The 22,305-nt window shown below is 49.6% G+C and carries 18 protein-coding genes; 4 read left to right on the top strand and 14 right to left on the bottom strand.

Going from position 1 to position 22,305, the window contains the following annotated elements; translation table 11 throughout:
- Positions 1-104: 104 nt before the first annotated feature.
- The 4 genes from AB1757_00445 to AB1757_00460 form a co-directional block, all read right to left on the bottom strand.
- Positions 105-2,492: a hypothetical protein gene (locus AB1757_00445; protein MEW6125501.1), complete on the bottom strand. Its 2,388-nt coding sequence runs from the start codon at positions 2,490-2,492 to the stop codon at positions 105-107.
- 66 nt (positions 2,493-2,558) lie between these two features.
- The gene (locus tag AB1757_00450; GenBank protein MEW6125502.1) at positions 2,559-3,011 is read right to left on the bottom strand and encodes a DUF3368 domain-containing protein; all 453 of its coding nucleotides are present in this window, start codon (positions 3,009-3,011) and stop codon (positions 2,559-2,561) included.
- Positions 3,008-3,232 (bottom strand): UPF0175 family protein, encoded by a 225-nt coding sequence (locus AB1757_00455; GenBank protein ID MEW6125503.1) that lies wholly within the window; start codon positions 3,230-3,232, stop codon positions 3,008-3,010. The genes AB1757_00450 and AB1757_00455 overlap by 4 nt, the downstream gene beginning before the upstream one ends.
- Before the next feature lie 61 nt (positions 3,233-3,293).
- Positions 3,294-4,520 carry a glycosyltransferase gene (locus AB1757_00460; GenBank protein MEW6125504.1) on the bottom strand — a complete coding sequence of 409 codons (1,227 nt, stop codon included), beginning with the start codon at positions 4,518-4,520 and terminating at the stop codon, positions 3,294-3,296.
- A gap of 106 nt (positions 4,521-4,626) precedes the next feature.
- On the opposite strand from AB1757_00460, the gene AB1757_00465 reads away from it, so the two are divergent.
- From AB1757_00465 to AB1757_00475, 3 genes are all read left to right on the top strand, one after another.
- On the top strand, positions 4,627-5,088 hold the full coding sequence (locus tag AB1757_00465; protein MEW6125505.1) for a thioredoxin domain-containing protein: 462 nt from the start codon (positions 4,627-4,629) through the stop codon (positions 5,086-5,088).
- 140 nt (positions 5,089-5,228) lie between these two features.
- Entirely contained in the window at positions 5,229-5,774 is a 546-nt protein-coding gene (locus AB1757_00470) for a sigma-70 family RNA polymerase sigma factor (GenBank protein MEW6125506.1), read from the top strand.
- Between the two features lie 32 nt (positions 5,775-5,806).
- Positions 5,807-6,580 carry a DUF3379 family protein gene (locus AB1757_00475; GenBank protein MEW6125507.1) on the top strand — a complete coding sequence of 258 codons (774 nt, stop codon included), beginning with the start codon at positions 5,807-5,809 and terminating at the stop codon, positions 6,578-6,580.
- A gap of 144 nt (positions 6,581-6,724) precedes the next feature.
- On the opposite strand, the gene AB1757_00480 is transcribed toward AB1757_00475, so the two are convergent.
- From AB1757_00480 to AB1757_00525, 10 genes are all read right to left on the bottom strand, one after another.
- A complete protein-coding gene (locus tag AB1757_00480; protein MEW6125508.1) occupies positions 6,725-8,440 on the bottom strand; it encodes a glycosyltransferase in 1,716 nt (571 codons plus the stop codon).
- On the bottom strand, positions 8,437-9,957 hold the full coding sequence (locus AB1757_00485; protein ID MEW6125509.1) for a class I SAM-dependent methyltransferase: 1,521 nt from the start codon (positions 9,955-9,957) through the stop codon (positions 8,437-8,439). The genes AB1757_00480 and AB1757_00485 overlap by 4 nt, the downstream gene beginning before the upstream one ends.
- Positions 9,958-9,983: 26 nt before the next feature.
- Positions 9,984-10,886, bottom strand: a complete 903-nt coding sequence (locus AB1757_00490) for a class I SAM-dependent methyltransferase (protein ID MEW6125510.1) — start codon at positions 10,884-10,886, stop codon at positions 9,984-9,986.
- 71 nt (positions 10,887-10,957) lie between these two features.
- Positions 10,958-12,247 (bottom strand): oligosaccharide flippase family protein, encoded by a 1,290-nt coding sequence (locus AB1757_00495; protein ID MEW6125511.1) that lies wholly within the window; start codon positions 12,245-12,247, stop codon positions 10,958-10,960.
- 10 nt (positions 12,248-12,257) lie between these two features.
- Positions 12,258-14,315: an asparagine synthase (glutamine-hydrolyzing) gene (asnB, locus tag AB1757_00500; protein MEW6125512.1), complete on the bottom strand. Its 2,058-nt coding sequence runs from the start codon at positions 14,313-14,315 to the stop codon at positions 12,258-12,260.
- On the bottom strand, positions 14,302-16,419 hold the full coding sequence (locus AB1757_00505; protein MEW6125513.1) for an alginate lyase family protein: 2,118 nt from the start codon (positions 16,417-16,419) through the stop codon (positions 14,302-14,304). Before AB1757_00505 ends, asnB begins: the two co-directional genes overlap by 14 nt.
- A 56-nt stretch (positions 16,420-16,475) precedes the next feature.
- Positions 16,476-18,011 (bottom strand): O-antigen ligase family protein, encoded by a 1,536-nt coding sequence (locus AB1757_00510; GenBank protein MEW6125514.1) that lies wholly within the window; start codon positions 18,009-18,011, stop codon positions 16,476-16,478.
- A gap of 58 nt (positions 18,012-18,069) precedes the next feature.
- On the bottom strand, positions 18,070-19,176 hold the full coding sequence (gene wecB, locus AB1757_00515) for a UDP-N-acetylglucosamine 2-epimerase (non-hydrolyzing) (protein MEW6125515.1): 1,107 nt from the start codon (positions 19,174-19,176) through the stop codon (positions 18,070-18,072).
- 4 nt (positions 19,177-19,180) lie between these two features.
- Positions 19,181-19,930 carry a Wzz/FepE/Etk N-terminal domain-containing protein gene (locus AB1757_00520; GenBank protein MEW6125516.1) on the bottom strand — a complete coding sequence of 250 codons (750 nt, stop codon included), beginning with the start codon at positions 19,928-19,930 and terminating at the stop codon, positions 19,181-19,183.
- Between the two features lie 281 nt (positions 19,931-20,211).
- The gene (locus AB1757_00525; protein ID MEW6125517.1) at positions 20,212-20,637 is read right to left on the bottom strand and encodes a hypothetical protein; all 426 of its coding nucleotides are present in this window, start codon (positions 20,635-20,637) and stop codon (positions 20,212-20,214) included.
- A gap of 328 nt (positions 20,638-20,965) precedes the next feature.
- Between AB1757_00525 and AB1757_00530 the strand changes: the two genes are divergently transcribed.
- The gene (locus AB1757_00530) at positions 20,966-22,240 is read left to right on the top strand and encodes a cytochrome c (GenBank protein ID MEW6125518.1); all 1,275 of its coding nucleotides are present in this window, start codon (positions 20,966-20,968) and stop codon (positions 22,238-22,240) included.
- The last annotated feature ends 65 nt before the right edge of the window (positions 22,241-22,305 follow it).

A 22,305-nucleotide genomic window follows, 5' to 3' on the forward strand; every position in this document is an offset into this window, starting at 1 on the left:
AAAGATAAACGATTAGAGAGAAATTGCTGATTCATCGCGGTTTTAGTGACCGAGAGTTGGTTCAACATTCATCTCTAACCGTTTAGTAGCCTTTTACAAATCGTTTATACTTTAGCTCCCAGTGGTTCCTGAACGATGTTTTCTTCTATCAGCGCCGGTTCACTGGCTAACCTTGGGCGCTTGATGAACACCAGCGCCAGCAGATAAATCAATGCGCCAACAATCAACGCTTGATTGAAGCCCGTCAAAATCGCAATCACCAGCGCCGCTACCGAACCCATCACCGAGGTTGCGCCATTGACGCCCCATGCCCAGGGAATGATTTCCGGCGAATGTTTCGCAAGCAAACGTATGCCAATCGGCATCGGCATTCCCATCACCAGTGCGAGCGGCGCCATCAACGCAATTGCAATAATGATACGCGCCGGATGCGGCAACCATACCAAGCCGTAAAAAATCGGCGGCAACACCAGAATATAAATGACTACCAGCGCCACCAACGCCAGAATCACTTTCATCAAAATCGCTTGCAAATTCGCCTGCGCGAATCGTCCGGTTATAAAACTCCCCAGGGCGCTGAAGGTCAAAAGCGAAAACAGAATCACCGCCAGCGAATAGACCGGATGCCCTAAAAACAGAATGAATTTTTGAATCATCGCCACTTCAACAATGATGAACCCCGCGCCCAGACCGGCGAAATAAAAGAGAAATGCCAGTCGCCCGTTCGCCTGACCGCCGGTTGCGCGTTTTCTCACCAGGATCAGCGGCACCAGTATAAATAACACCACCAACACCGTAGTGATGCCAAACAAGACGAATAATACGAAGGTGCCGAGGTTGGTTTTCTGCCATTCACCGACGCCAGTCAAGGCGCGACCGAGATTTGACGGGCGCAGCGAATTGAAGAAAAACGGGTTGTTGTCATGAGTCGGATGCACATTGGTTTCAAAAGCGTTCCAAACCGTCGCCGGGTCTGCGGCTTTCATCATCTGCGTAAACACATTGTCAGGCTGGGTGAGCGGCGTATAAAGCAGTTGAAACTGCCGCTCTGCCGCAAGCTTTTCGATGACGCGCACTTCATCATCAGTGAATTCGCTCTTTTTAAAAAGAAAGGTTGCCGGGGTGCGATCATAATTGGTGCTGACATCGCGCACCAGCATCACATGGCGTTCGGGATTTTGAATGTTTAAATCCTGCATCATCACGCGCGTCAGCGACAGCAATCTGAGCAACTGGTCGGGCGGTTCAAAATACCAGCGTGTCATGGTGAACACTCCGTCTTCGGTCAAGTGATTGGCGTAATCTTTGAAGGCTTCGACGGTGTAAAGATTGTTTTCCGTGAGCGAAAATGCGCCTGCTGCGGTAGCCGCCCAGGTATCGACCATCGTCGCCTGCAACACATCATAACGGTCTGACGAACGGCGAATGAACGAACGCCCTTCGTCAACTTCAAGCTGCACTTTCGGTTGTTGATAGATGCCACCGTTATAAGTTTTAAAGGGTTCCGAAGACATCACATCGCGCGCAATAATCGGATTGATTTCCACGGCAGTAATGTGACGGGCATCAAATACCAAAGCCGTCGCCACATCGAATCCGCCACCTGGCCCGATGATTGCCACATTGGCATTGGCATTTTTCAAATGATAAGCCAGTGAATGAATGCCGTTTCGTTCATTCTGATGACGGTCAGTATTGCCGCCGTCGTAAACAATGCCGGTTGCCGCGTCGGCATCGATTTTGATTTCGATATGCTCATTCATATCGCCTTCAACCGTAATGCGCGAAAACGAATTCCATTTGGAGAATAAGACCTTGGTTTCTTCAAATCCTTTGGATTTGCGTATGTCAATCGCTTTGGTCGAGGTGTTGTAAATGACAAGTCCGGCAAGCGTCACTGCCAGCAAAATCGACAGCCCGAAGGCGAGGCGATGCCCTGCGGTTGACCGGCTGAAAAGCGTGGCGCTCACTGCGCCAAGCGCCGCAACGCCGAGCACTGTGTTGATTGCGCCGATGGCATTGAGCACCGGGATGAGCAACAAACAACCAAGCGCCGCGCCCGCCAGATCGAACAAATACAAACGCGAAATGTCTTCCGCAAGTCGCATGATTGCCAGCGTCACCGCACAACCGGCAAAGAAAAACGGCAGCGAGGTAGCTCCATAAATGCGCGCCAGGCGATAATAATTTTCCGAGCCGGTTTCAAAGGTCAGCGCATTTTCAAAAATGATATAGAGCGCAAACAGCACACTTAATGCAAAAAGCATCGACGAAACGCTCAACCAGAAGCCGGTCTTTTCTTTACTCAGTTTATTTTGAATGATGTAGATGAACACGCCGCTTGCGCCCGACCCGAAAAGCGCAAGAGAGATCGCCATAAATGCGAAATGATAAAACATGGTCGCCGAAAACAAGCGGGTCAGCGACAATTCCAAAACCAGGACGGAAAGCGTGAGCAAAAAAATACCAATGAAAATTTTCGTGCGATTCATCAAGAGGCTCCATTAAATAAAAATAAAAACGGATTGAAAAAAAAGGCAAAACAGGCGAATTCGTAACTACTTTTCACCAACGATACGCAAGGCTTCTTCACGTAAAGCGCGGCTGATGTAAAACCCTTGGCTGTCCAAATCATCAAGAAGCGGTTTAAGCTGCGCGATGGTTCCGTTTAATCTCGTTTGAACCAAAATACCAATGGTTCCAATTATCGAAAGCCCTAATCGGTTTGCGACAGCCCTTGCCTGCTTATCATCCAAAATAACTTTGCATCCCTGTTCTTTTGCCAAAGCGATGGCTTCGGCTTCGCCATCATCAACCAGAATTTTTAAAGCATCAACCAGGAGTTGATCCGCAGGTGCTTCGATAGTTAACCAATTTAATGAAATGCCAAATTCGCTATTTACTGCGGGTGGAATAAAGATAGGAGTAAACAGCGTCGGCAATAGGTCAAGCTGCCCAATGCGCTCCAGACCGATTAAACAAGCGCTATCACTCACAACCGGTTCTTTCACAAACCAAGCTCCTGTCGCAATTCATCAGGCGAGTAATTGAACACCGGCACTTGATAGCGACCGAGCATTTCCATAAATGTGCGCTTGGATAAACCCGCCAGCTTTGCTGCTTGTCCCATAGTGGCTTTGCCTAACTCGAATAGCTTGATGGCAAGTAACAATTTCGCCTCTTCGACAGATATGTTAGAAGGTAAATCCACTTTTATCTCAAGGGTACTCATCATGATGGTGTCTATTATGGACGATAATTTCTGTCCGATTCAATCTTTATCCTGATTGATGCTACAAAAGAATCTTTTCAATATCGCGGCTGACCATTTCCGTGCGGGCGTCCCAGGTTGATTCCTTCACCGCTGCCTGCCGCGCCCGGCTTTTCTCTTCATCGTCATTCATTAACGCATCTTCGACCTTGGCGATGAAATCCTCCGTGCTGCGAGAAATGCGCAGTATAGCATCCCAGGACTCATATTCGTAAAGCGGCGTCATCACCACCGGTTTTCCGGTTGCCAGATATTCGCGCACCTTGATGGCGCTGCCGTAACTCACGAATTGATTATCGGTCACCCACGGCAAAACACAGACATCGAAACTTGCGGCATAGCGCGGCATCTGGGCGTAAGGTTTTGCCCCCAGATAATGCACATTGGGTAAATCTTCAATATCGAGTCTTGCGGCTTTCAGTCCCAGCAACACCCAGTGCCAGTCGGGGCGCAGTTCGCAAATCCGGCGAATCATTTTCTGGTCAAGTAACCACGATTCAATCGCGCCGAAATAACCGAGTCGCGGATGCGGAATATCTTTTACATCATCAGGGATAATTTGTGACTCGGCGGTTGCCGATGCGAAATGCTCGAAATCGACTGCCTGTTCGAGGAGTTTGGCTTTCGCTTGAATTTCGGGACGCGCGGTCAACTCTTCTTCAAACAGTTTGCGCCCCGAATAGTAAATCAAATCGGCGCGTTCCAGCAGTTCGCTGTGCATGTGAGAAATAATCGTTGCCGCCGTCGCGTGATCCATTTGATTGGCGTCGTATTTATCCGAGACCTGATAAATCAAGGCGCTCTCATGCAACCGCCCGATGATTTCGCGGGCTGTCGGAATGGCAATCCAGAGAATCGGATTTCTTAAATTGAAAGCCACGCTCAGCAATTTAAATTGGGCAATGAGTAAAAACCGATTCACTGCCCGTCCGATGCGACTCGAATAAAACGGCGTGACAATCGGTGTGACCACAATGATGCCGTCCTCGGCGCGGCGCGCGAATTTCGCAAAGCTTTTCAATTTGCGTTTGATTTTGCCAATGAAATCGGGGCTTTTGACATCCGGCAACCCCATCGAAATCGAATTGACGAAGACCACGCGATTGCCGGCGCGAGCCAGCCTTCGCATGATGTGATTTTTTGAGTGCGGGTGGTGATACCACCAATCTTCGCCCGCAAAACAGATGATGGATTGATCGCTTAACACAATGAAGCAGTAAATGTACTCGAAGCGCAGCCCCTCAGCCAACTCTCACATAAATATTTTCGCCACCTTAGGAATAAAAATTTGAAGCCTCCGATTTGATTGATTTGAAGCATTAGCAATTAAATCAAAATTCAAAAGGAGATTTTAAATGAATCGAGTTAGCAAACGTCTGGTTAAAATTTTTACGATGTTGGCAGTGTTGAGCGCACTCGCGGTTTCCGCTTTTGCCCAGGAAATGCAGAATAAAATGGACGACAAGATGATGATGAAAGATAGCAAACCGACTGTCGTCATTGTCAGAGCCAACTGGTGTCCGGCTTGTCAAAAAATCGAACCCTTTATGAAAGAGTTAATGAATGAATACGCCGACAGGTTGAATTTCGTGGTTCTGGATGTGACCGATGAAAACACCTCGAAAACCGCGCAAACCACCGCTGAAAAACATGGCTTGGGGAAATTTTTTGCTGCCAATAAAAGCAAAACCTCAACCATCGCGATTTTTGACGCCAAGCATAAAGTGGTCTTCAAAACCGATCACAACTATGAACGCGAAGCTTATGTAAAAGCTTTTGACAACGCCATCGAGATGGGCAAAATGATGAAAGGTTAATGAGATTCAGCGCAGGGGTCGGAATTACTTTTCGACCCCTGATTTCTCATTTTTAATTTTAAGTTCTCAGGCAGGAATAAATTTTCGTAAACTTGGATTTCTATCGTTGAGCGATAAAAGCAGAGGATGGCAAACAGGCTTTGGCTACATCGGCGACGGATTTGCAATTACAAAAATTTGAACGTGATGCGATGACGCACCTTGACGCCTTGATGCGAATGGCAAGTAAACTTTCGCGTAATCGCACGGATGCCGAAGACATCGTTCAGGAAACCTACCTGCGTGCCTGGAAATATTTTGATTCCTTTGAGGCCGGGTCAAACTGTCGCGCCTGGTTATTTCGGATTATGTTTAACGTGATTAATCTTCGTGAAGGCAAAAAGACCAAACTCGCGGAAACTTCTCTTGAAGATGAAGAGCGCAGCGTCGAATATGAACGCAGCAACGTCATCGCCTTCGACCCGTTAAAGCAAATCGAAGGTCGCGAGTTGCTCGACGCCACTCGCCAGCTTTCCGAAGAGTATCGCGCCGTGTTGTGGTTGATTGTCGTTGAAGAGTTTTCCTATAAGGAAGCCGCAGAGATTTTAAATGTGCCGATTGGGACGGTGATGTCCAGGTTGCATCGCGCCCGTAGAGATTTGCGCAAGCTGATGCTCACGGATAAAGCGCGAAGCGCAGGGAATTGATTGCGATGGGGAGCGGTGAAACCGTAAGGCTTATGAATTGTGCTGAAGCCAGAGAATTAATTCAGTTGTATTTGGATGATGAACTCAGTTCGCGTGACGCGCTGGTGGTTCAACAACACCTCGACGCCTGTTCCGCCTGCGCCAGCCTGCTGGATTATTTCAGCAAACAGGATGCAGCCCTGAGAGCCTCCGCCAAACTGGAACCCGCCAACAATGAATTGCTTGCTGCACGAATCCGTTTAAGCATTCGCAAAGAAACTGCTGCGCCGCGAAAACGGCTATGGTGGTCGGTTTCAGGGCGACACGCGACTTTGCGCAGAGTTGCCGCGCTGGTGATTGTCGCGGTGGTGATTGCCTTTTTCCTGCTTCGCGGCACGCCGATAAACGATAAGGTTTATGCTGATGCGGTTTTGGATCACGCAGATCATTGCGCGATTGCAAGATTAAGCAAAGCCGTCAGTGACCCGAATGAATTAAACCGCCTGGTTGAAGTCAACAGCGCCTTGACGGCAATTCCCGATTTATCAACCTTCGGATATGCAAATCCACGCGCAGTGATTTGCCGCATCGGTAATAAAAAGGTGCTGCATCTGGTTTATCAAAGTGACCACCAACAACCGCTCTCGCTGTTTATGCGTATGCGGGATGAGCGATTGGTTGGTGATGACCTGGTGACGATGAATAAAGAAGGTTATCGCGTAGCGTCCGTGTCAAAAGCCGGAACCGATTTGTTGGTTGTCGCTTCGCTTGATGAAAAACAGACCGCTGCCATTGCCAATGCCGTCGCCTCGCACTTTTCAAACTGAGTGCTGATGGTTGTTCCTCCTGAACCCCCGGTTGTTTGTTCAACTCTGAGTTTTGCTGGAAGCCTTTACGGGGTTATACCTGAATGCCGGTTTCCCGATTCAAAGTCTAACCTGATAGGCAGTCTGTCTTTTAACTGCCGTTGTTTATTGATCGCCCAATTGCAATCCGTAAACCGCATTGAAAACCCGCGCCGCATTCTGTTTCCAGGTGAATTTTTGAATGACGGTTTGTCGCGCCGCTTCACCTAATCGCTTTCGTAAACCTTCGTCACCGGCTAAGCGTTCAATCGCCTGTGTGAGTTCGTTGACGTTACCGGGTTCAACCAGCAAACCGTTCGTTTGATTTTGAATGACCTCGGCGATTTGCCCGAGACGGCTTGCCACTACAGGTTTTTCCATCGCCAGATACTCAAATAATTTTGTCGGGGAACCGAAAAACTCGCTGCCATCGCTTGCCGGTACGTGCGGCGAAACCAATATGTCGCAAGCATCCAGATAGCTTGCGACTTGATGGTGAGCAACCCGCCCGATGAAAGTCGCGCGCGCTTTATCATGGGCAAACCTCGCTTCACAAGCGGCGCGCCCATCGCCATCGCCGATGAACAGAAAATGACAATTCGCTTTAATTTGGGTTGCCGCTTCGGCTAATACTTCAGCGCCGTGCCAGGGTCCAAAAGTTCCCACAAAGCCAATGACGATTTTGTCATCAATGCCAAACCTTTGCCGGATGGCTGCGCCGCCTGCATCCGGGTGAAAGCTATCCGTATCTACGCCGTTGGGATTAGCGAAAATTTTTCCTGCATCAACTTTTTGCTTGGTGAGATTGCGACGTTCGACTGCTGAAACGGTGAAGATGAAATCCGCCGCTTCAAGATTCAATGACTCGAAGCGTTGCAATAAATTCAACTGCCCGACAGGGTCCCAGCTTTGACTCGCCCAGACTTCCGAACCGTTGAATTCCAGTACAAGCGGCAAACCGGTGATTGCCGCAAGCGCCGCGCCCGTCCAGTTGAATCGATTGTAGCGTTGATAAATGAAATCGATTTGCGCCAGGTGATTGTTGGTTGTCATCAACCAAACCACACTTTGCCAGGTGAACACCAGATTATTCCACAATTCAAAAATCGCCCGCGTGGCGTTAACGGTTGCGGTTGGTTTGATGGCAATAGTCGGTTGTGAAAGATTGGGTTGCGGCGCATCATCGCCGGAAATCAAAAAAATCAATTTGTGACCTAATGCCTGAACGCCACCGCTAAAACCTGCAACATGGGTTACCATGCCACCCTCTTTAGCTCCCGCAAGCGTCGCGCGAAGGTAAAGCGCGGTTGACGGGTTTTCGCGTTCAGTCAGTTTGTCGGAGCGTTTCTTGATACGGATTTTTCGAGCTTTTTTTGATTTGAATAGGAAACTCAAAACCGCGGTTATGAGCCAGGAAAGTGGAATGATGAAAAGATAGGCGAATGCGAATTCTAAAACCAGTCGTGGCGTTTCAATGAGAAACGCGCCGAGTTGTGAGCGTTCAACCAGGCGACCTCGCGCATCGCCAAAAACGATTCGCTTTGCGCCTGCGAGCGCGCCAAACAGCATCATCGCGCCTTGTTGGCTTTGTAAATCGAGGTCGTTTGTAAAAATTGCAAAGGTGTGCGCTTTGATGGCGCGAATTTGTTTAAGCGCCGCGCCTTTGGATTGCCATTTCAAATCGGCTTTGTTCAGAGCTTGAATATCGCCGTGTGGAAAGCGGTGGATTGCCCAATGAGATGCCAAACCTTCATTACCCGATAAATCCAACAGCAAAATTTTTTTCTGAGGCGGATTGATATTCATCTGGTGCAATAGGGTAAAACGCCTCTCGCCATTCATTGAATTAAAAATGCCAGTTGAGCAATCTCCTCTAAACGAGCGACCAACTCGTTTGCCAGAGTTTCATCATCGGGCTTTGCCTTATACAACTGCCTGATTAAAGCCGCGTGGTCGTGTGTGCCATCCAAAAGCAACATTAGTTGCTGGCTCTTTTCATCTGCCACTTTAATGGATTGGTGGCGCAGGTTGGTAATCCTCGTGTGCCCATCGGTGATTTGCCAGCGCGCCAGCGAACTGGCAAGAGGTCGGTCGCTGATTTCGACAGTAAAGCGCGGCTGAAAGGTATGTAAATCAACCAACCCCGCTTCGTAACTCTGCAAAAGGATATGAGTCAGGGCATCCACATACGCCATTCGCTGATTGGTCTCGACGTCAAGTAACTCAAGCGATTTTTCCAAGAGGTCATGAAAGCCCAGGGCAACCGGATGACTCCGGCTCAAGGCAAAGATAGCGGCTTTGGCTAAAGGATGACCGGTCTTCATTGTCGCGCCTTTATTACCAAGAAATTCTTCAACCGTTTGATTCTTCAGATTGGGATGGGTTGAAACCGGACGCGCCGACGAAGTCACAAAAAAGGTTTGCAACAACTCCGGCTTCGGTTCCCGATTGATGGGTACGTTTTGACGGCACAAGAGCGTTTGGCGAAACTGCTTGCCTTTTAAAAAATCGAGATACTGCTCTTTGGCAATGAGGCTTTGTTTCCCTAAAACTGCAAGTGTAGCGACGATAGATGGCGGAAAGATTTGCGTTTGCATATCCTGAATGCTGGCTTCACACAGATATTGCAACCCGAAACGCGCAGCATCAGCAACGAATTGATAAAAATAAAATGGCTGATTCATCTCAGATAAATCATCGTGGTAAAAAGCCCCATCGCTGCGATTGTTTATATCTTCCAACTGTTTGGCGAGTACGCCCGCATAAGCGGTTGGCTCCGGGTTGGCTTCAACCAGAAATCGCGCCAAAGCGCGCCCCTGCCGAATCTTTTCGCCAGGTTCATCAATATCACGTAAATGAAACGCCAGCATCTCCCGCATCATATTGCGTATATGGCAACCGGGATAGGCATTGTAACTGATATAAGCGATTCCATTGTCAGCGAGGTTGGCTTGACAGATAGCGAGAATTTTTTCGCGCACCGTTTCAGGCACCCAGGAATAAATTCCGTGTGTGATGATGTAATCAAACACTCCGAAATCCGGCGAAACTTCCAGAATATCCATTTTTTCCAGAGTAATATTGAGTAAGCCGAGCGCCTTGACCATTGCCTGACCTTTAGCAATGGGTTGGGGAGCGAGGTCAATTCCTGTGAATTGACTGTCAGGCAATCCATAAGCCATGGGAATCAAATTGCCGCCGTCACCGCAACCAAGTTCAAGCACCCGACAATGTTCAACCGGCGCAGGACTTAACCCGAACCAATTTGCCAGCGTCGCCAGGCGGTCGGGATGGGTTTGCGACAAAGCGGCATTCGGATACCAAACTTCATCGTATGCAGTTAGCGATTCATCCGTCATGGAGCATTCCAGCGAATCATCAGGTTTCATTTGATGGCAGTGATGATGAGATTCCACCCGTATCGTTGTGCCAGCCATTGAAACAACTTTTCAGAAATCAGCGGACTTACAACGCCAAGTTCTTCGCGGGTGAGTTGATTGACTTCGATGTGCACATCGCGAAACCGCGAAAACATTTGTCGCGCTTCGCCTCGCGTATAAGCTTTGACGAGCGGTCGCCCGCCGGTTTCAGTGTGTTCAACATAGCGGCTCATGATTTCAGCGGGCGAGTATTTAAACAGTTCGCCGCGCAACATGCCGCGCTTGACGATGAGACCGAGCCAGTAATAGAGCGATGAACGATGATAAATCATCACGATTGCCTGACCGCCCGGTTTCAAAACCCTGTGAATTTCGCGCGCCGCTTTTTCTGTATCGGGCGTGTGATGAATAACCCCGAATGAATAGACGACATCGAAACTGGCGTCGGAAAACTCCAGGTTTTCAGCATCGCTTAAAAGGAATTCGCCCTGCGCGCCGTAAACTGCAAAACGCTTTTGGGCGATTTCGATGCTGCGCGGAGTTAAATCAACGCCGGTGGTGATTGCGCCGCCCCGCGCAAATTGCAAAAGGTCAGTGCCGGTTCCGCATCCGACTTCGAGTAATTTTTTACCGGCAAATTTTTCAAAGCCCACGCAATCACGCATCCACGGCGCATAAACCTGATACCGGAAATTTTCAATGGCATCGAAATAGTCGCGGGTTCCAAATGCCAATTGACCGGCAACGTGCGCGCCACACGGATTGGCGCTCCATTGCTCCTGCGCTTTGCGTTTATCGGTATGCAGTTGCGAGTCGGGAGTCAGGAGTCGGGAGTCGGGTGTCGGGTGTCCGGCGTCCGGCGCGGGCATATCTAATAAATCCGTATTAGGGTTAGTAAAATCATTCATAGCTTTTCAAGATGACTCGGGTTACCGGGTAAACCGGTTGACGCTTTTGGCTTGGCGATAGACTCCAGACTCTAGACTCCCGACTCCCGACTCTTTTTATAGTAGTAAACGTGCAGCAGATAATCCAAGAGCATGGTCATTGCGCCCGCCCATGCCGCGCCAATAATTCCGAAAAGCGGCACGGCAATCAGTAAACCTGTGATGCTCGCGATAGTGACCAGTATAGCGATGTTGCGAATATAATTGCTGTGTCCGCGCGCCGATAAAAAAGTATTGTAAGGTTGAAAAAGTCCTGCGAACAAATTGTATAAAGCGAAAGGAATCAAGAGCGGCGCAGAGTCCGCATACTTATGAAAAAACAGTTTCAAAGCCAGTGAACCGAAAACCACCAGCGCCAGCGAAGATGCGATTAACACAATCGCGTTCCACTTTAAAATTTTTCTGGGGATTTCTTCAACATTGGTAAACGCGCGAAAACGGGTAATGGCGACGGCTCGCGACATCGATGAAACGGGATTCGATAACTTTTGCGCGCGGTCATAAAACCCCAACTGATTAAACCCCGGCACAAAATATTTAATGATGAAATTATCCAGGCGCACCGATGCCGTCGCCGTGATGCGAGCCAGATACAAATTCATCCCGTAGCTGCGCGCCTCTTGAAGCGTGAGTTTGATGTAATGTGAAGACTGTTGAAATTTGGGTCGCAAAAAAATCAACGTGACCAGTGAAGCGATGCCCACACCCGTCAAATAGGCTAGCAGAGCCGATTTCGCGTTCAAATGGTTTGTGAGCGCAAGCGCGAGCAGTCCAATTAAGTACAGCCCGGTCATTAACAATTGAAACATGGCAAGCTGGCGAATGCGATTCAACCCCTGGCAACTCAGTTCGATTAACAGTTGAAACGGTTGAACGAATGCCAGCGCCGAAGCGGTAATCAGCAAACCGTGAACGTCGGTTTTAAAAATCGCATCAATGAGCGGCGCAGTGCCCGCAACAAAGAGCGCCAATGCAGCGCCAATCATGATCGTAAGCAAAACGAGCGCGCCAAGCGCCCGTCCTTCGGCTCCGCTGTTTCGCGCCAACGCCAAGACCCGCGCCCCGGCTGCAAAAATTCCGAGTTCAAAAAAAAGTCCTGCGAGAACGATGACGCTTAAACAAAAAGCCAGACGCCCCATCTCTTCGGAATCCATCCATTTCAACAACACCAGGGTGACCAGCAAATTTACAAACATCGCGCCGGTTTGCGCAGAGAATAAAAGCCCTGCCTGTCGAATGGTTTCGCCGATGCGCAGGTTGCTTAACCCGAAAGGCAGGAAGCGCAGCGCAGGGGTTGTCGGTGTCTCTCGATGAGTTTCCATTTTTCTAGAATCAGATTTGTACAGCTAATGCCTCTTCACTTTTACCTTTCGTCTTTTGCCCTTTGCTTTCACCGCTGCCTTCAATCCACTGGTCGTACCATAAACTGAGGTTTAAAAGACTCCACAGGAAAAATGAGTAATTGGCTTTGCCGGCTCGATGTTCGGAGAGTAGATGTTTGATAAATTCGTAGTCGAAAAATTCGCGACGACGAAGCGACGAGTTGAATAGATTGTCTTCAACAAAAGCGCCGAGGCGATTCAACATCCATTCATTAATCGGCACCCCGAAACCTTTTTTCGGGCGGTCGAGAACGCGGTCGGGAATAACCCCGCGCAAGGCTTTTTTCAAAATCCACTTGGTTTCGCCGTTGCGATATTTCATCTCGCGCGGAATCGTCATGGCAAATTCGACCAGCTTATGATCCAGGAAAGGCACGCGCGCTTCGATGGAATTTGCCATCGTGATTTTATCGACGCGCATCAACAACAGTTCGGCAAGCCGCAACTTTAATTCCTGATAAATCATGCGCTCCAGTTCGTCTGCATTCGGTTTTGCCGCAAGCAGCCGCGCTAAATCTTCGCTGATGATTTGCCGCGATGAAATCGCTTTGCCGTTGTTCAGATGAGCGAGCGCCGACGGCGTAAACAGCTTTTGTTTGTGCCACTCGTCGAAAACGAACGCGCCACTCCAGAATAACTCTTCGCCTGCGCCGAATCGCCTGAGCATATCCGGCAACATTTTCTTGCGCATAAATGACGGCAGCAGCGGCTTGCTCGCATTGTAAAGACCGCCGCCGACCTTGGCGATAACCCCGCGCAAAGCGGCAGGCAATTTCATCAGCGGTTGCCACAGCCGGTCGTGTAATTTCAAATACCGCGCATAATCGACGTACCCGCAGAACAGTTCATCCGAACCTTCGCCAACCTGAATCACCGTGGTTCCCGATTGGCGCGTGAGTTTCGAGACATAATAAAGCGGCACACACACCGGGTCGGCAATCGGTTCGTCCTGATGAAAAATCATCTGCGGCAGAAATTCGATGAGTTCATCCTGATTGATAATGATTTCGTGATGGTCGGTTTTAAATTCACGCGCCACGAATCGCGCCTCTTCGATTTCGTTGAACTCAGGCGCATCGGCAAAGCCTACAGTAAAGGTGCGAACCGGTTGAGTCATCAGTTGCGCCATCAACGCGACGTTGGCAGTTGAATCGACGCCGCCGGATAAAAAGACGCCAAACGGCACATCGCTCATCATGCGTTTTTCGATGGACTGGCGCAGCAAACGAATGACTTCGCTTTCGGTCTCGGCTTCGCTGAGTGGCTGTTGGGGTTTTTCGACGATGGCATCCCAATAGCGTGTGATGGTGATTGCACCGTTGCTATTGCAGGTGAGCAAACACCCGGCGGGCAATTTTTTGATTCCGGCAAACAGGGTGCGCGGCGCAGGGGTCGTCAAAAAAGTCAAATAATGATAGAGCGATTCTTCATCAATATCGCGGCTGATTGCCGGATGTTCGAGAATGGCTTTGATTTCCGAAGCGAAAATCAAGCGCCCGTTCTGCGCGGTGTAATAGAGCGGTTTGACGCCGATGCGGTCACGCGCCAGCACCAGACGTTTTTGATTTTCATCCCATAAAGCGATGGCGAAATCGCCTTCGAGGTCATTAACGAAATCAAGCCCGCGCGCTTCGTACAGGTGAATGATGGTTTCGGTGTCGGTTTGTGAGCGATAAAGATGCCCTGATTTTATTAGCGGTTTACGTAATTTTTGATGGTTGTAAATTTCACCGTTATAAGTAATCCAAACCGTTCCATCTTCGTTGGGCATGGGATTATGACCTGCGGGCGACAGGTCAACGATGGACAAACGCCGATGCCCGAATGCCAGGCGTCTGTCGGGGGTGATGTAAACCCCTGCGTCATCGGGCCCGCGATGCGGCATGACATCGCGCATCGCTGTGATGAGCGATTCACTCACCGTTGGCGCATTCACCGCATATTCGTATATTCCAACAATCCCGCACATATTCGGTAAGCAGCAGGCAGCAAATTTATTTTGAATCATTACCCGCCATAAACTGGCTACAAATAACCTTCACGCGATTTTCATCACCCGCCGGAAAGGGAATCAGGAGCATCCGATTCGACCAATCAACATCTGCGCGTAAGCGATAAATGATACCAGAAGATGGGAGGCGCGTCCTGTAACTTGGCGACACCCATCGACAAGTTCGTTTGAGTTCTGCTAAAGGAGTGGCATCTGAAGCAGATTGACGGTCAAGCGGGATAAGCGCCAGAGCAACAGATTTACTTTCTGCAATGACCCGGTCAGGCTCTTGAATGTGAATTTTTAACCCCGCGTCGAAATTGAAAAAGAATTCAAAAAGATGATTGCCTCTGCCTGTGAATATATCGTCGAGCAACCAGTACCTTTCAATTTTATTGAAAGTGATAATCCGGCGATGGGTGACCGGTTCGGCAAGTCTCAGATAAGCATGATGTTCGGCTTCGAGGAGATCAAATTCAGCATTGCTTTGCCATTCGTTGATTTTCGGCAAAACGTTCGCGCCGAGCGCGAAAGGCTGGTCTACGTTGATTTCGCTAATCTCTCTGCCGTCAATGCGCGCGGTGTTGTGATAAGCGGTTGAGCGAAACTGTTGTCGCCAGCGTTTGCTTGCCGTATAAACATACGTCCCGGCATCGCGCAAAAAGGTTTGTCCGTAGGCGAAAAGTTCAAACGACAAAGCGTCGGAATGAGCGTGCGAGCCGCGACCGTTGATACCGTGGTCGCCGCAATCGCTGATTAAATAGAGCGCGTCCTGGCGTTGAATATAGAGTTGCCCGACGGCGAAGGCTGCCGAAGTTTGTGGTTGTGCAGAAATTGGTAATTCGCTGAATTGTTGAATGCCCGCTTCACCAAACCACCAGATGAGTTCTTCATCAAAGTGATTCGCGGGTTTGAATTTTTCTTCTTCAAATAACACAGCGGCAATCGGCAACAAGTAAGCATGGTCAGTGGCTTCGCGCGCTGAGAATTTAAGCAGGCGTCCGTCATCGCTGTCGCCAATAATTGGCGCGTGACCGTCGGGCTTTAAATAAGCGCGAACGAACTCGTACATCTTTTCCAGGCGCTCGATGAACGCTTCGGTGAGTTCAAGGTCTGCCGCCTGACTTAAAGTAAAAAACAGGGTGAAGATTTCCGTTGCCAGCCGGTGATAGGCGATTGAGGCTTCAAAACTCACGCCATCCGCGAGCACCTGATGTTGCATCTCCTTGAGCAATTCTTTTGAACTGAATTTGACCCACGCGCGCGATTCTTTAAATTCGGGAATGGCGATGCCAATCACCAGAAGTCCGATTAAATCGGATAAATAATGATTGCTTGAAATGCGATGCGAGAATTCCAGGTTGGCGCGAATGAATCTGCCGTGCGCCAGTAGGGTTTTCAAAATCAGTTCAACGAATTCATCGGTCATCGCCTTTGAAGCGCGACACATCTGCATTGCCGCGATGATATTGACGGCGCGAATCGCCACTTCCATTGCCACCGTCCAGTTGACTCCAAAACGCGGCGGATTGGCTTCGCACCACGAGGTCAGTTGTTGCAAAAAAGTTTCGCTGTAACGCTCATCGCCACTTAAAACATAGGCGCGTGCAAGCGTCGTAAAATGCTGCAACCGATTTAATTCCCACACCGCGCGCACGTCTGAAAGTTTGCCGAGCGCCAGCGGCATTTCGCTGTAGTGCGCCAGCGGCCAGCGCACCCCGGTTTCAATATCGGCGTGCCAGTCAATGGTTTCGCCAAAAGGAAAGCGGCGGGCGAAAATTTTTATTTCATGTTTGAGAATCGCTTCAGCATCGTTCACCGTGGTTTCAACTGCGGAAGGGAAGTGGTGTTTCAGGCACGCGGCAGTTGACGCGAGGTTGACAAATCCCTGGGTGAGCAGGATGCCTCCGCCCTGACGAATTCTTTGCGCAACGGTTTTGACCGAAGCGTTTTTAAGCGCGCGCGCCAGTTCACCATCCGTAACATAAGTTTTTTGTGGATGGTCGAGGCTTCGGCGATACGCGGTTGCCGCTTTACGACGGGCACGTAAAACGGTTTCAGCGGTCAACTCACCAAGCGTCATGCCTTGCGTTTTCTGGATGATGGTCGTTAATCGTTTCAATCTGGTGTTTCTGAAAACCCGCTCGGCAATTCATTCGCCGAGTCGAACGGGTCAATTCATTCGCCCGGTTGAGAGGCGGATACAGATGGCGCGACGGGTTCGCCAAAATCCTGTGAGGTTAAACCGAGCAAGAAGAAAAAGTATAAATTCAAATCGGCGTACACGCCGCTCGACAGAGTCATTCCCGGCAACGTGTAAGCAACCAGTAAAAGCAGAAAACAGCCGCCCGCTAAAATCTGCACGCGGCTTTGCGCCCGTTTAAAGGCGCGAATGCCCATTGAAATCAGATAAAAATAAGCTAACAGGTAAAGCGCAAACGCGAAAAATCCGAGTTCCGCCATGATGAGTATAAAATTTGAATGCGGCGCGTTGATGGCTTTCACGTTTTCGACCCAATCTTCCTGCTGTTTTAAATCGGAAAACTTGGTATCGAAATAATCGGCGTAATTGGCAAGCCCTACGCCGAAAAGCGGTTTCTCTAAAGCAATGCGCGCAGCGGTCTGCCAGGTCGCCATCCGACCATACAGATTGCGCGGACTCGTGAGCCTTCGCACAATTGACGATTCGCTCTGCATTTCAATAAACGCCGCGCCCAACGCCAGTACGACAACGGCAATCAGAGCATAAGCCATCGTTCGGTGAGAACGTAAATAAGTTAAAGGTGAAAAAGCCACAGAACGATTTTGTTGATAGCCTGATGCCCGTTTCAAATGCAACAATATTTCAATCGCCAACAGGCAGATAATTAACGCCACCATTGTGGCGCGAAAAAAAGGCAACAAGGTTGCAAGAATGATTGCGGCAAGCGCCGTCCAGTAAAGCAAACGGGCAGTTTTATCAAATTTGATTTCGAGTAGCGCCGGAGCGATGCGCAAAAAAAGCGCCAGCAGCAAACAGATAATCGCGAAAGATGAATCGGAAGCAAAGAGTCCGTTAATTCTCAGTTCCCGTTCGCGCAATATTTCCGAACCCGGATAAACGAAAAGATTTTGCCCGGTTGCAAATTCAAATAACCCTGTGAAAAACAATAGAAACGCCAGAAGGATTGCTGCCGCGAGGATTGCCCGTTCGCGTCCGCCGACATCGAAATGGTAACGCGCCAAGTGAAAAGCGATGAGTGGCAGAAAGAAGGCATCGAAGGCGATTTTAAACGCATAACCGACATTGTTGGCATCAAGCAAGGCGCTCGCCAGCGCGATGACCGACAATAACAACCAGACGAGTTCAAATTTAGTAATAAAAAAAGTCTGGAGTCGAGTGTCCGAAGTGCCCAATGTCCGGTGTCCGGCGTCCGGTGTCCGCTCGACAGCCTTCTTGGTTAAAGCCGGATTATCGTGTGGATTGAAATCAGAGAAGGTTTTGTGACGATAAAATTTGAGCGCCAGGGTCAGCAACGCGAGGAAAAAAATCAACCGGTCAAAGGTGATGAGCGATTGCTCGAAAGGGAAACGCACATAAAACGCCGCAAGCGGCGTAACCGCAAACCAGAAAATCAAAATCGCTTCGAGGGATATTTTTTCAGCGACTGTAAATAAATGGCGGCGAATCGTTGAAGCGTAAAACTCAAATTGATTTTTCGATGCAACGTTCATGATTTGATTAACTAAGGTGCTTTACGCTTTCGGTTCGACGCCCTTCCTCACAATCAGGTTACTGATTATTGCTTGCAGCTTCAATCGCATCAACAATGCGCCGCGCTGCCTGTCCATCCCACAATGCCGGAATCCGTTGAGCCGTTGGCGGATGTTCAAGCGCGTTGAGGGCTTCGCGCCTGATGGTTTCAGGATGGTTGCCGACCACGCGGTTCGTGCCTTCGGTAACGGTGATCGGGCGTTCCGTGTTATGCCTGAGCGTCAGACAGGGAATGCCAAGCGCCGTGGTCTCTTCCTGCACGCCGCCGCTATCGGTCAATACCAATCGGCTGTTGCTGTAGAGTTGCAGAAAATCCAAATAGCCGAGCGGTTTTGTGAGCCTTAAATTTTTTTGCGCCGCGACCTTTTCCATCAACCCGAATTCTGCGAGCCGCGCGCGGGTGCGCGGGTGAATGGGAAAAACAATCGGCATTCGCTCAAGTACAACTTCGAGTGCATCAAGGATGCCTGCGAGCGTCGCTTTGTCATCGACGTTTGAGGGGCGATGCAGAGTCATCGCGCAAAATTGTTTTGGTGTCAGTTGCAAACGATTTAAGACATCGGATGATTGCGCGCGTTCGAGATTGCGCCTCAGCGAATCGATCATCACGTTGCCGACGAAGCGAATCTTTTCATCGGCTACGCCTTCGCTACGCAGGTTTTCATCGGCATCGGGCGAAGGCGTAAGCAATAAATCGGCAAGCGCGTCCGTCACGATACGATTAATCTCTTCGGGCATGGAACGGTCACGACTGCGCAGACCGGCTTCGATGTGCGCGACTTTAATTTGCAATTTAACGGCGACGAGGGTTGCCGCCAGGGTTGAATTGACATCGCCGACCACGACCACCCAATCGGGTTGGAGTTCAAGCAACACTTTTTCAAACGCGAGCATGATGCGCGCCGTCTGTTCGGCGTGCGAAGCGGAACCGATTTCCAGATTGATGTCGGGACGGGGAAGGCGCAGGTCTTCAAAAAATGCATCGCTCATCGTTTCATCGTAATGCTGACCAGTGTGTACGAGAACGGGCTGAATGCGCTCAGCGCGTTGGCGCATCTCGTCCATCACCGGGGCTATTTTCATGAAGTTGGGTCGCGCGCCGACGACATTGATGATTTTGAGCATATGATTAATTGCCTGCGGTCGATGGCTTGAAATAGGCTATCAGAGCCACTATCGCGACACAGGCGACAAACGCTAGCAGCGCGGCAGCGGCGGTATTTTTAAGCGTCGGCGGCGGCACCGATGCGGTATTGACGATGGGTTGCACGAGGGTGGTTTTGCGCGTCGCGGTTGATGAGCTGTTGTTAAATTTAGTGGTGTTCAACTCGTCTTCGATTTTAAATGCCAGCTCTTTTGAGTCATTCGCGTTTTGCGCTTCTTTCAATTGCTCAGCAAGCCGTTGTTCGCGCATCTTGCGTGGCGCGAGCGCCTCATCGAAAAGTTTTTCGTGACGGTTGATGAGGTCGTCGCTCACGGCGCGCGCCAGATTGATGGCTTCATCGGCGGTTTCGCCGGTCGTCGTGACTTTCAACAGAATCGGGTAACGGGTATTGCGCGGGCCGACGACGATGGCTTCGGCTTGAATATTGCCGCGCAGAGCTTTGGGTTTGATGCCGAGTTTCGTGGCGAGTTCATGGGCGAAACCTGCGCTGCTGACGATTTGTTCAGTGGTGTAGGTATCTTCGATAGGTTTATCCCACGCGCGCCCGACTTCGATTAAAGCTTCGGCTTTGAAAAGCGTTGGTTGGCGGCGGGCTAAAAAATAAGCAGCCGCCGCAGCCACCAGAACGATGAACAAGATGACCCATTTGGCTCGCCAGATTGCCAGCAGATAGTTATCCAGATTGATGTCGTTAGGGTTTGAATGGTTACTCATTGCCAAGCCACGAAGTCTAAAGTACCCGGTAGGCTTCGCACAAGTTTCTGACGTAGTGAAATCGGGCTGTAACAAAGTCGGAAGCCGTGATATTGGGAACGCGGACGTCCACGTCCGCGTTCCCAGTTAAAAAGTTTTTTGATTTCTCATAGAGAAGCACTTTTGGATTTGCCCCAGACTTTGTTACAGCCCTGCGTAGTGAAAAATTCAGTCTGTATAAACACGAAAGACATCACGAATGATGTCTATGCCTCTACGTGATGTCTTCGTGGTTTTTAGTCTCAGTATCTATTACGTCTTTTTAGCAGATAATAGGCGGCTCCGCCACCTCCGCCGAGCAATGCGCCGACGGCTGCACCTTTTTTACCGCCCATCAGTGCCCCGACTCCTGCGCCGATTGCCGCAGGGGCGACGACCGTCATCACCGCGCGGGTTTTGGAATTGCGATTATACCCGCGATAGTAATTCGGGTTGTCGTAACGCGCGCCGGCAACTCTGGAATAGGGATACCGGTTATCGTTATAACCACGCCTGGAGTAGTTGTAATTATTGCCGTAACTATAACCGCGCCCATAGTAATTTGAATTATTGTAATAGCGGTTATAGGCGGCGCGACGATTGTTGCGGCACTGCGCCAGGCTATCGGGGGCGAGCGCAATAAAACTGAAAATCAAAAGCAAGCTTGCTACGAAGAGTTTTTTAGTCATAAAAACCTGTCTCCCGGAAATTTGATTTGAATTTTAGGTACTGGTTTTGCGGCAATCGCTATGCCAGGGTTTTTAAGTTTGGCGAGAACCGCAATGCCCCGGTTTTACAGGATGAAACCGCCATATACGAATTCTATAAACGCTTCGCGCTATCCCATATCGTGTGGTTTTCCCGCTTACCCTAACCAAATCGTATGTGATGAATGCTCCTTGATAGATGTGAACCGGAGAGCTACAATCACCGCATCAGTGGAGCAAACCACAGGCACAGCAGTTTATAACTTAAAGCTCTAAAAATTATCTAATCTCAAATTACAGGAGTCGGCAAATGAATCGAGTGCGTTTATGGCTTATTGCTCTGACCATCGCCTTAGCGTTGGTCTTTACCGGCGCTAATCAAGTGAGCGCCGATAAAAATGCGACGCTCACCTTTACCCAGGATGTTGCGCCACTGTTTTATAAAAACTGCGTGCAATGTCATCGCACAGGCGAAATCGCGCCGATGTCGTTGATAACTTACAAAGAGATTCGTCCGTGGGCGAAATCCATTCGCGAAAAACTCATCGCGAAAGAGATGCCGCCCTGGCACGCAGACCCTCAACATGGCAGTTGGGCAAATGACCGCCGCATGGCGCAAAAAGATATTGATACGATAGTTCGGTGGATTGACAGCGGCGCGAAAGAAGGCAATCCCAAAAATTTGCCGCCCCCGCCGCAATTTGCCAAAGGCTGGCAAATCGGCGAACCCGATGTGATTTTCCAGATGCCGGTTGAGTTCACGGTTCCTGCGGAAGGCGCTGTGCCGTACCAACATTTCACCGTGCCGACCAACTTCAAAGAAGATATGTATGTCGAAGCGATGGAAGCGCGCGCCGGTAATCTTTCCGTCGTTCATCACATCGTTATCTATGTGCGCGACCCCAATAAAAAACGCGACCCCAAAAAGAAACTCGATTTAGGCGAAGATTTGCTCGGCGCACTGTCGCCCGGACAAACCCCGTTTATGGCAAAGCAAGGCATGGCAAAACTCATCAAAGCCGGTTCGCAACTGGTTTTCCAGATGCACTACACACCGAGCGGCACGGAAACCAAAGACCGTTCAATCGTTGGGCTTCGCTTTACCAAAAAACCTGTGCTTGCGGATAAAATCATCACCACGACTGCCGCTTTCGATATAAATTTCGTGATTCCGCCCAATGCCGCGAATCACGAAGTCAAGGCATCGTATGATTTCGCGCAGGATTCGCATATCATCAGTTTCAGCCCGCATATGCATTTGCGCGGCAAGGATATTCTCTATAAAGCCACCTACCCCGACGGGCGTTCGGAAATTCTGCTGTCGATTCCCAAATACGATTTCAATTGGCAGGTCTATTACTATCCGATGAAACCTTTGATGATGCCTAAGGGGACAAAACTCGAAGTCATCGCCCATTTCAATAATTCAACCTCGAATAAATTGAATCCCGACCCGAACATCGCTGTGCGTTTCGGGCAGCAGACCTGGGACGAAATGATGAACGGCTTTTTCGATTACACAGTGGTTGGCGCGACAAATGAAACACCGGAAACCGGCAAGAGCGCCAGGGCAACCGATAAATAAAAGCGTTCACCAATCGACAAGCTGACCTTGTAAAACCAACTTAAAATTAAACGAGCCTGAATTCA

This window comes from Acidobacteriota bacterium (assembly GCA_040754075.1).
Classification (GTDB): domain Bacteria; phylum Acidobacteriota; class Blastocatellia; order UBA7656; family UBA7656; genus JBFMDH01.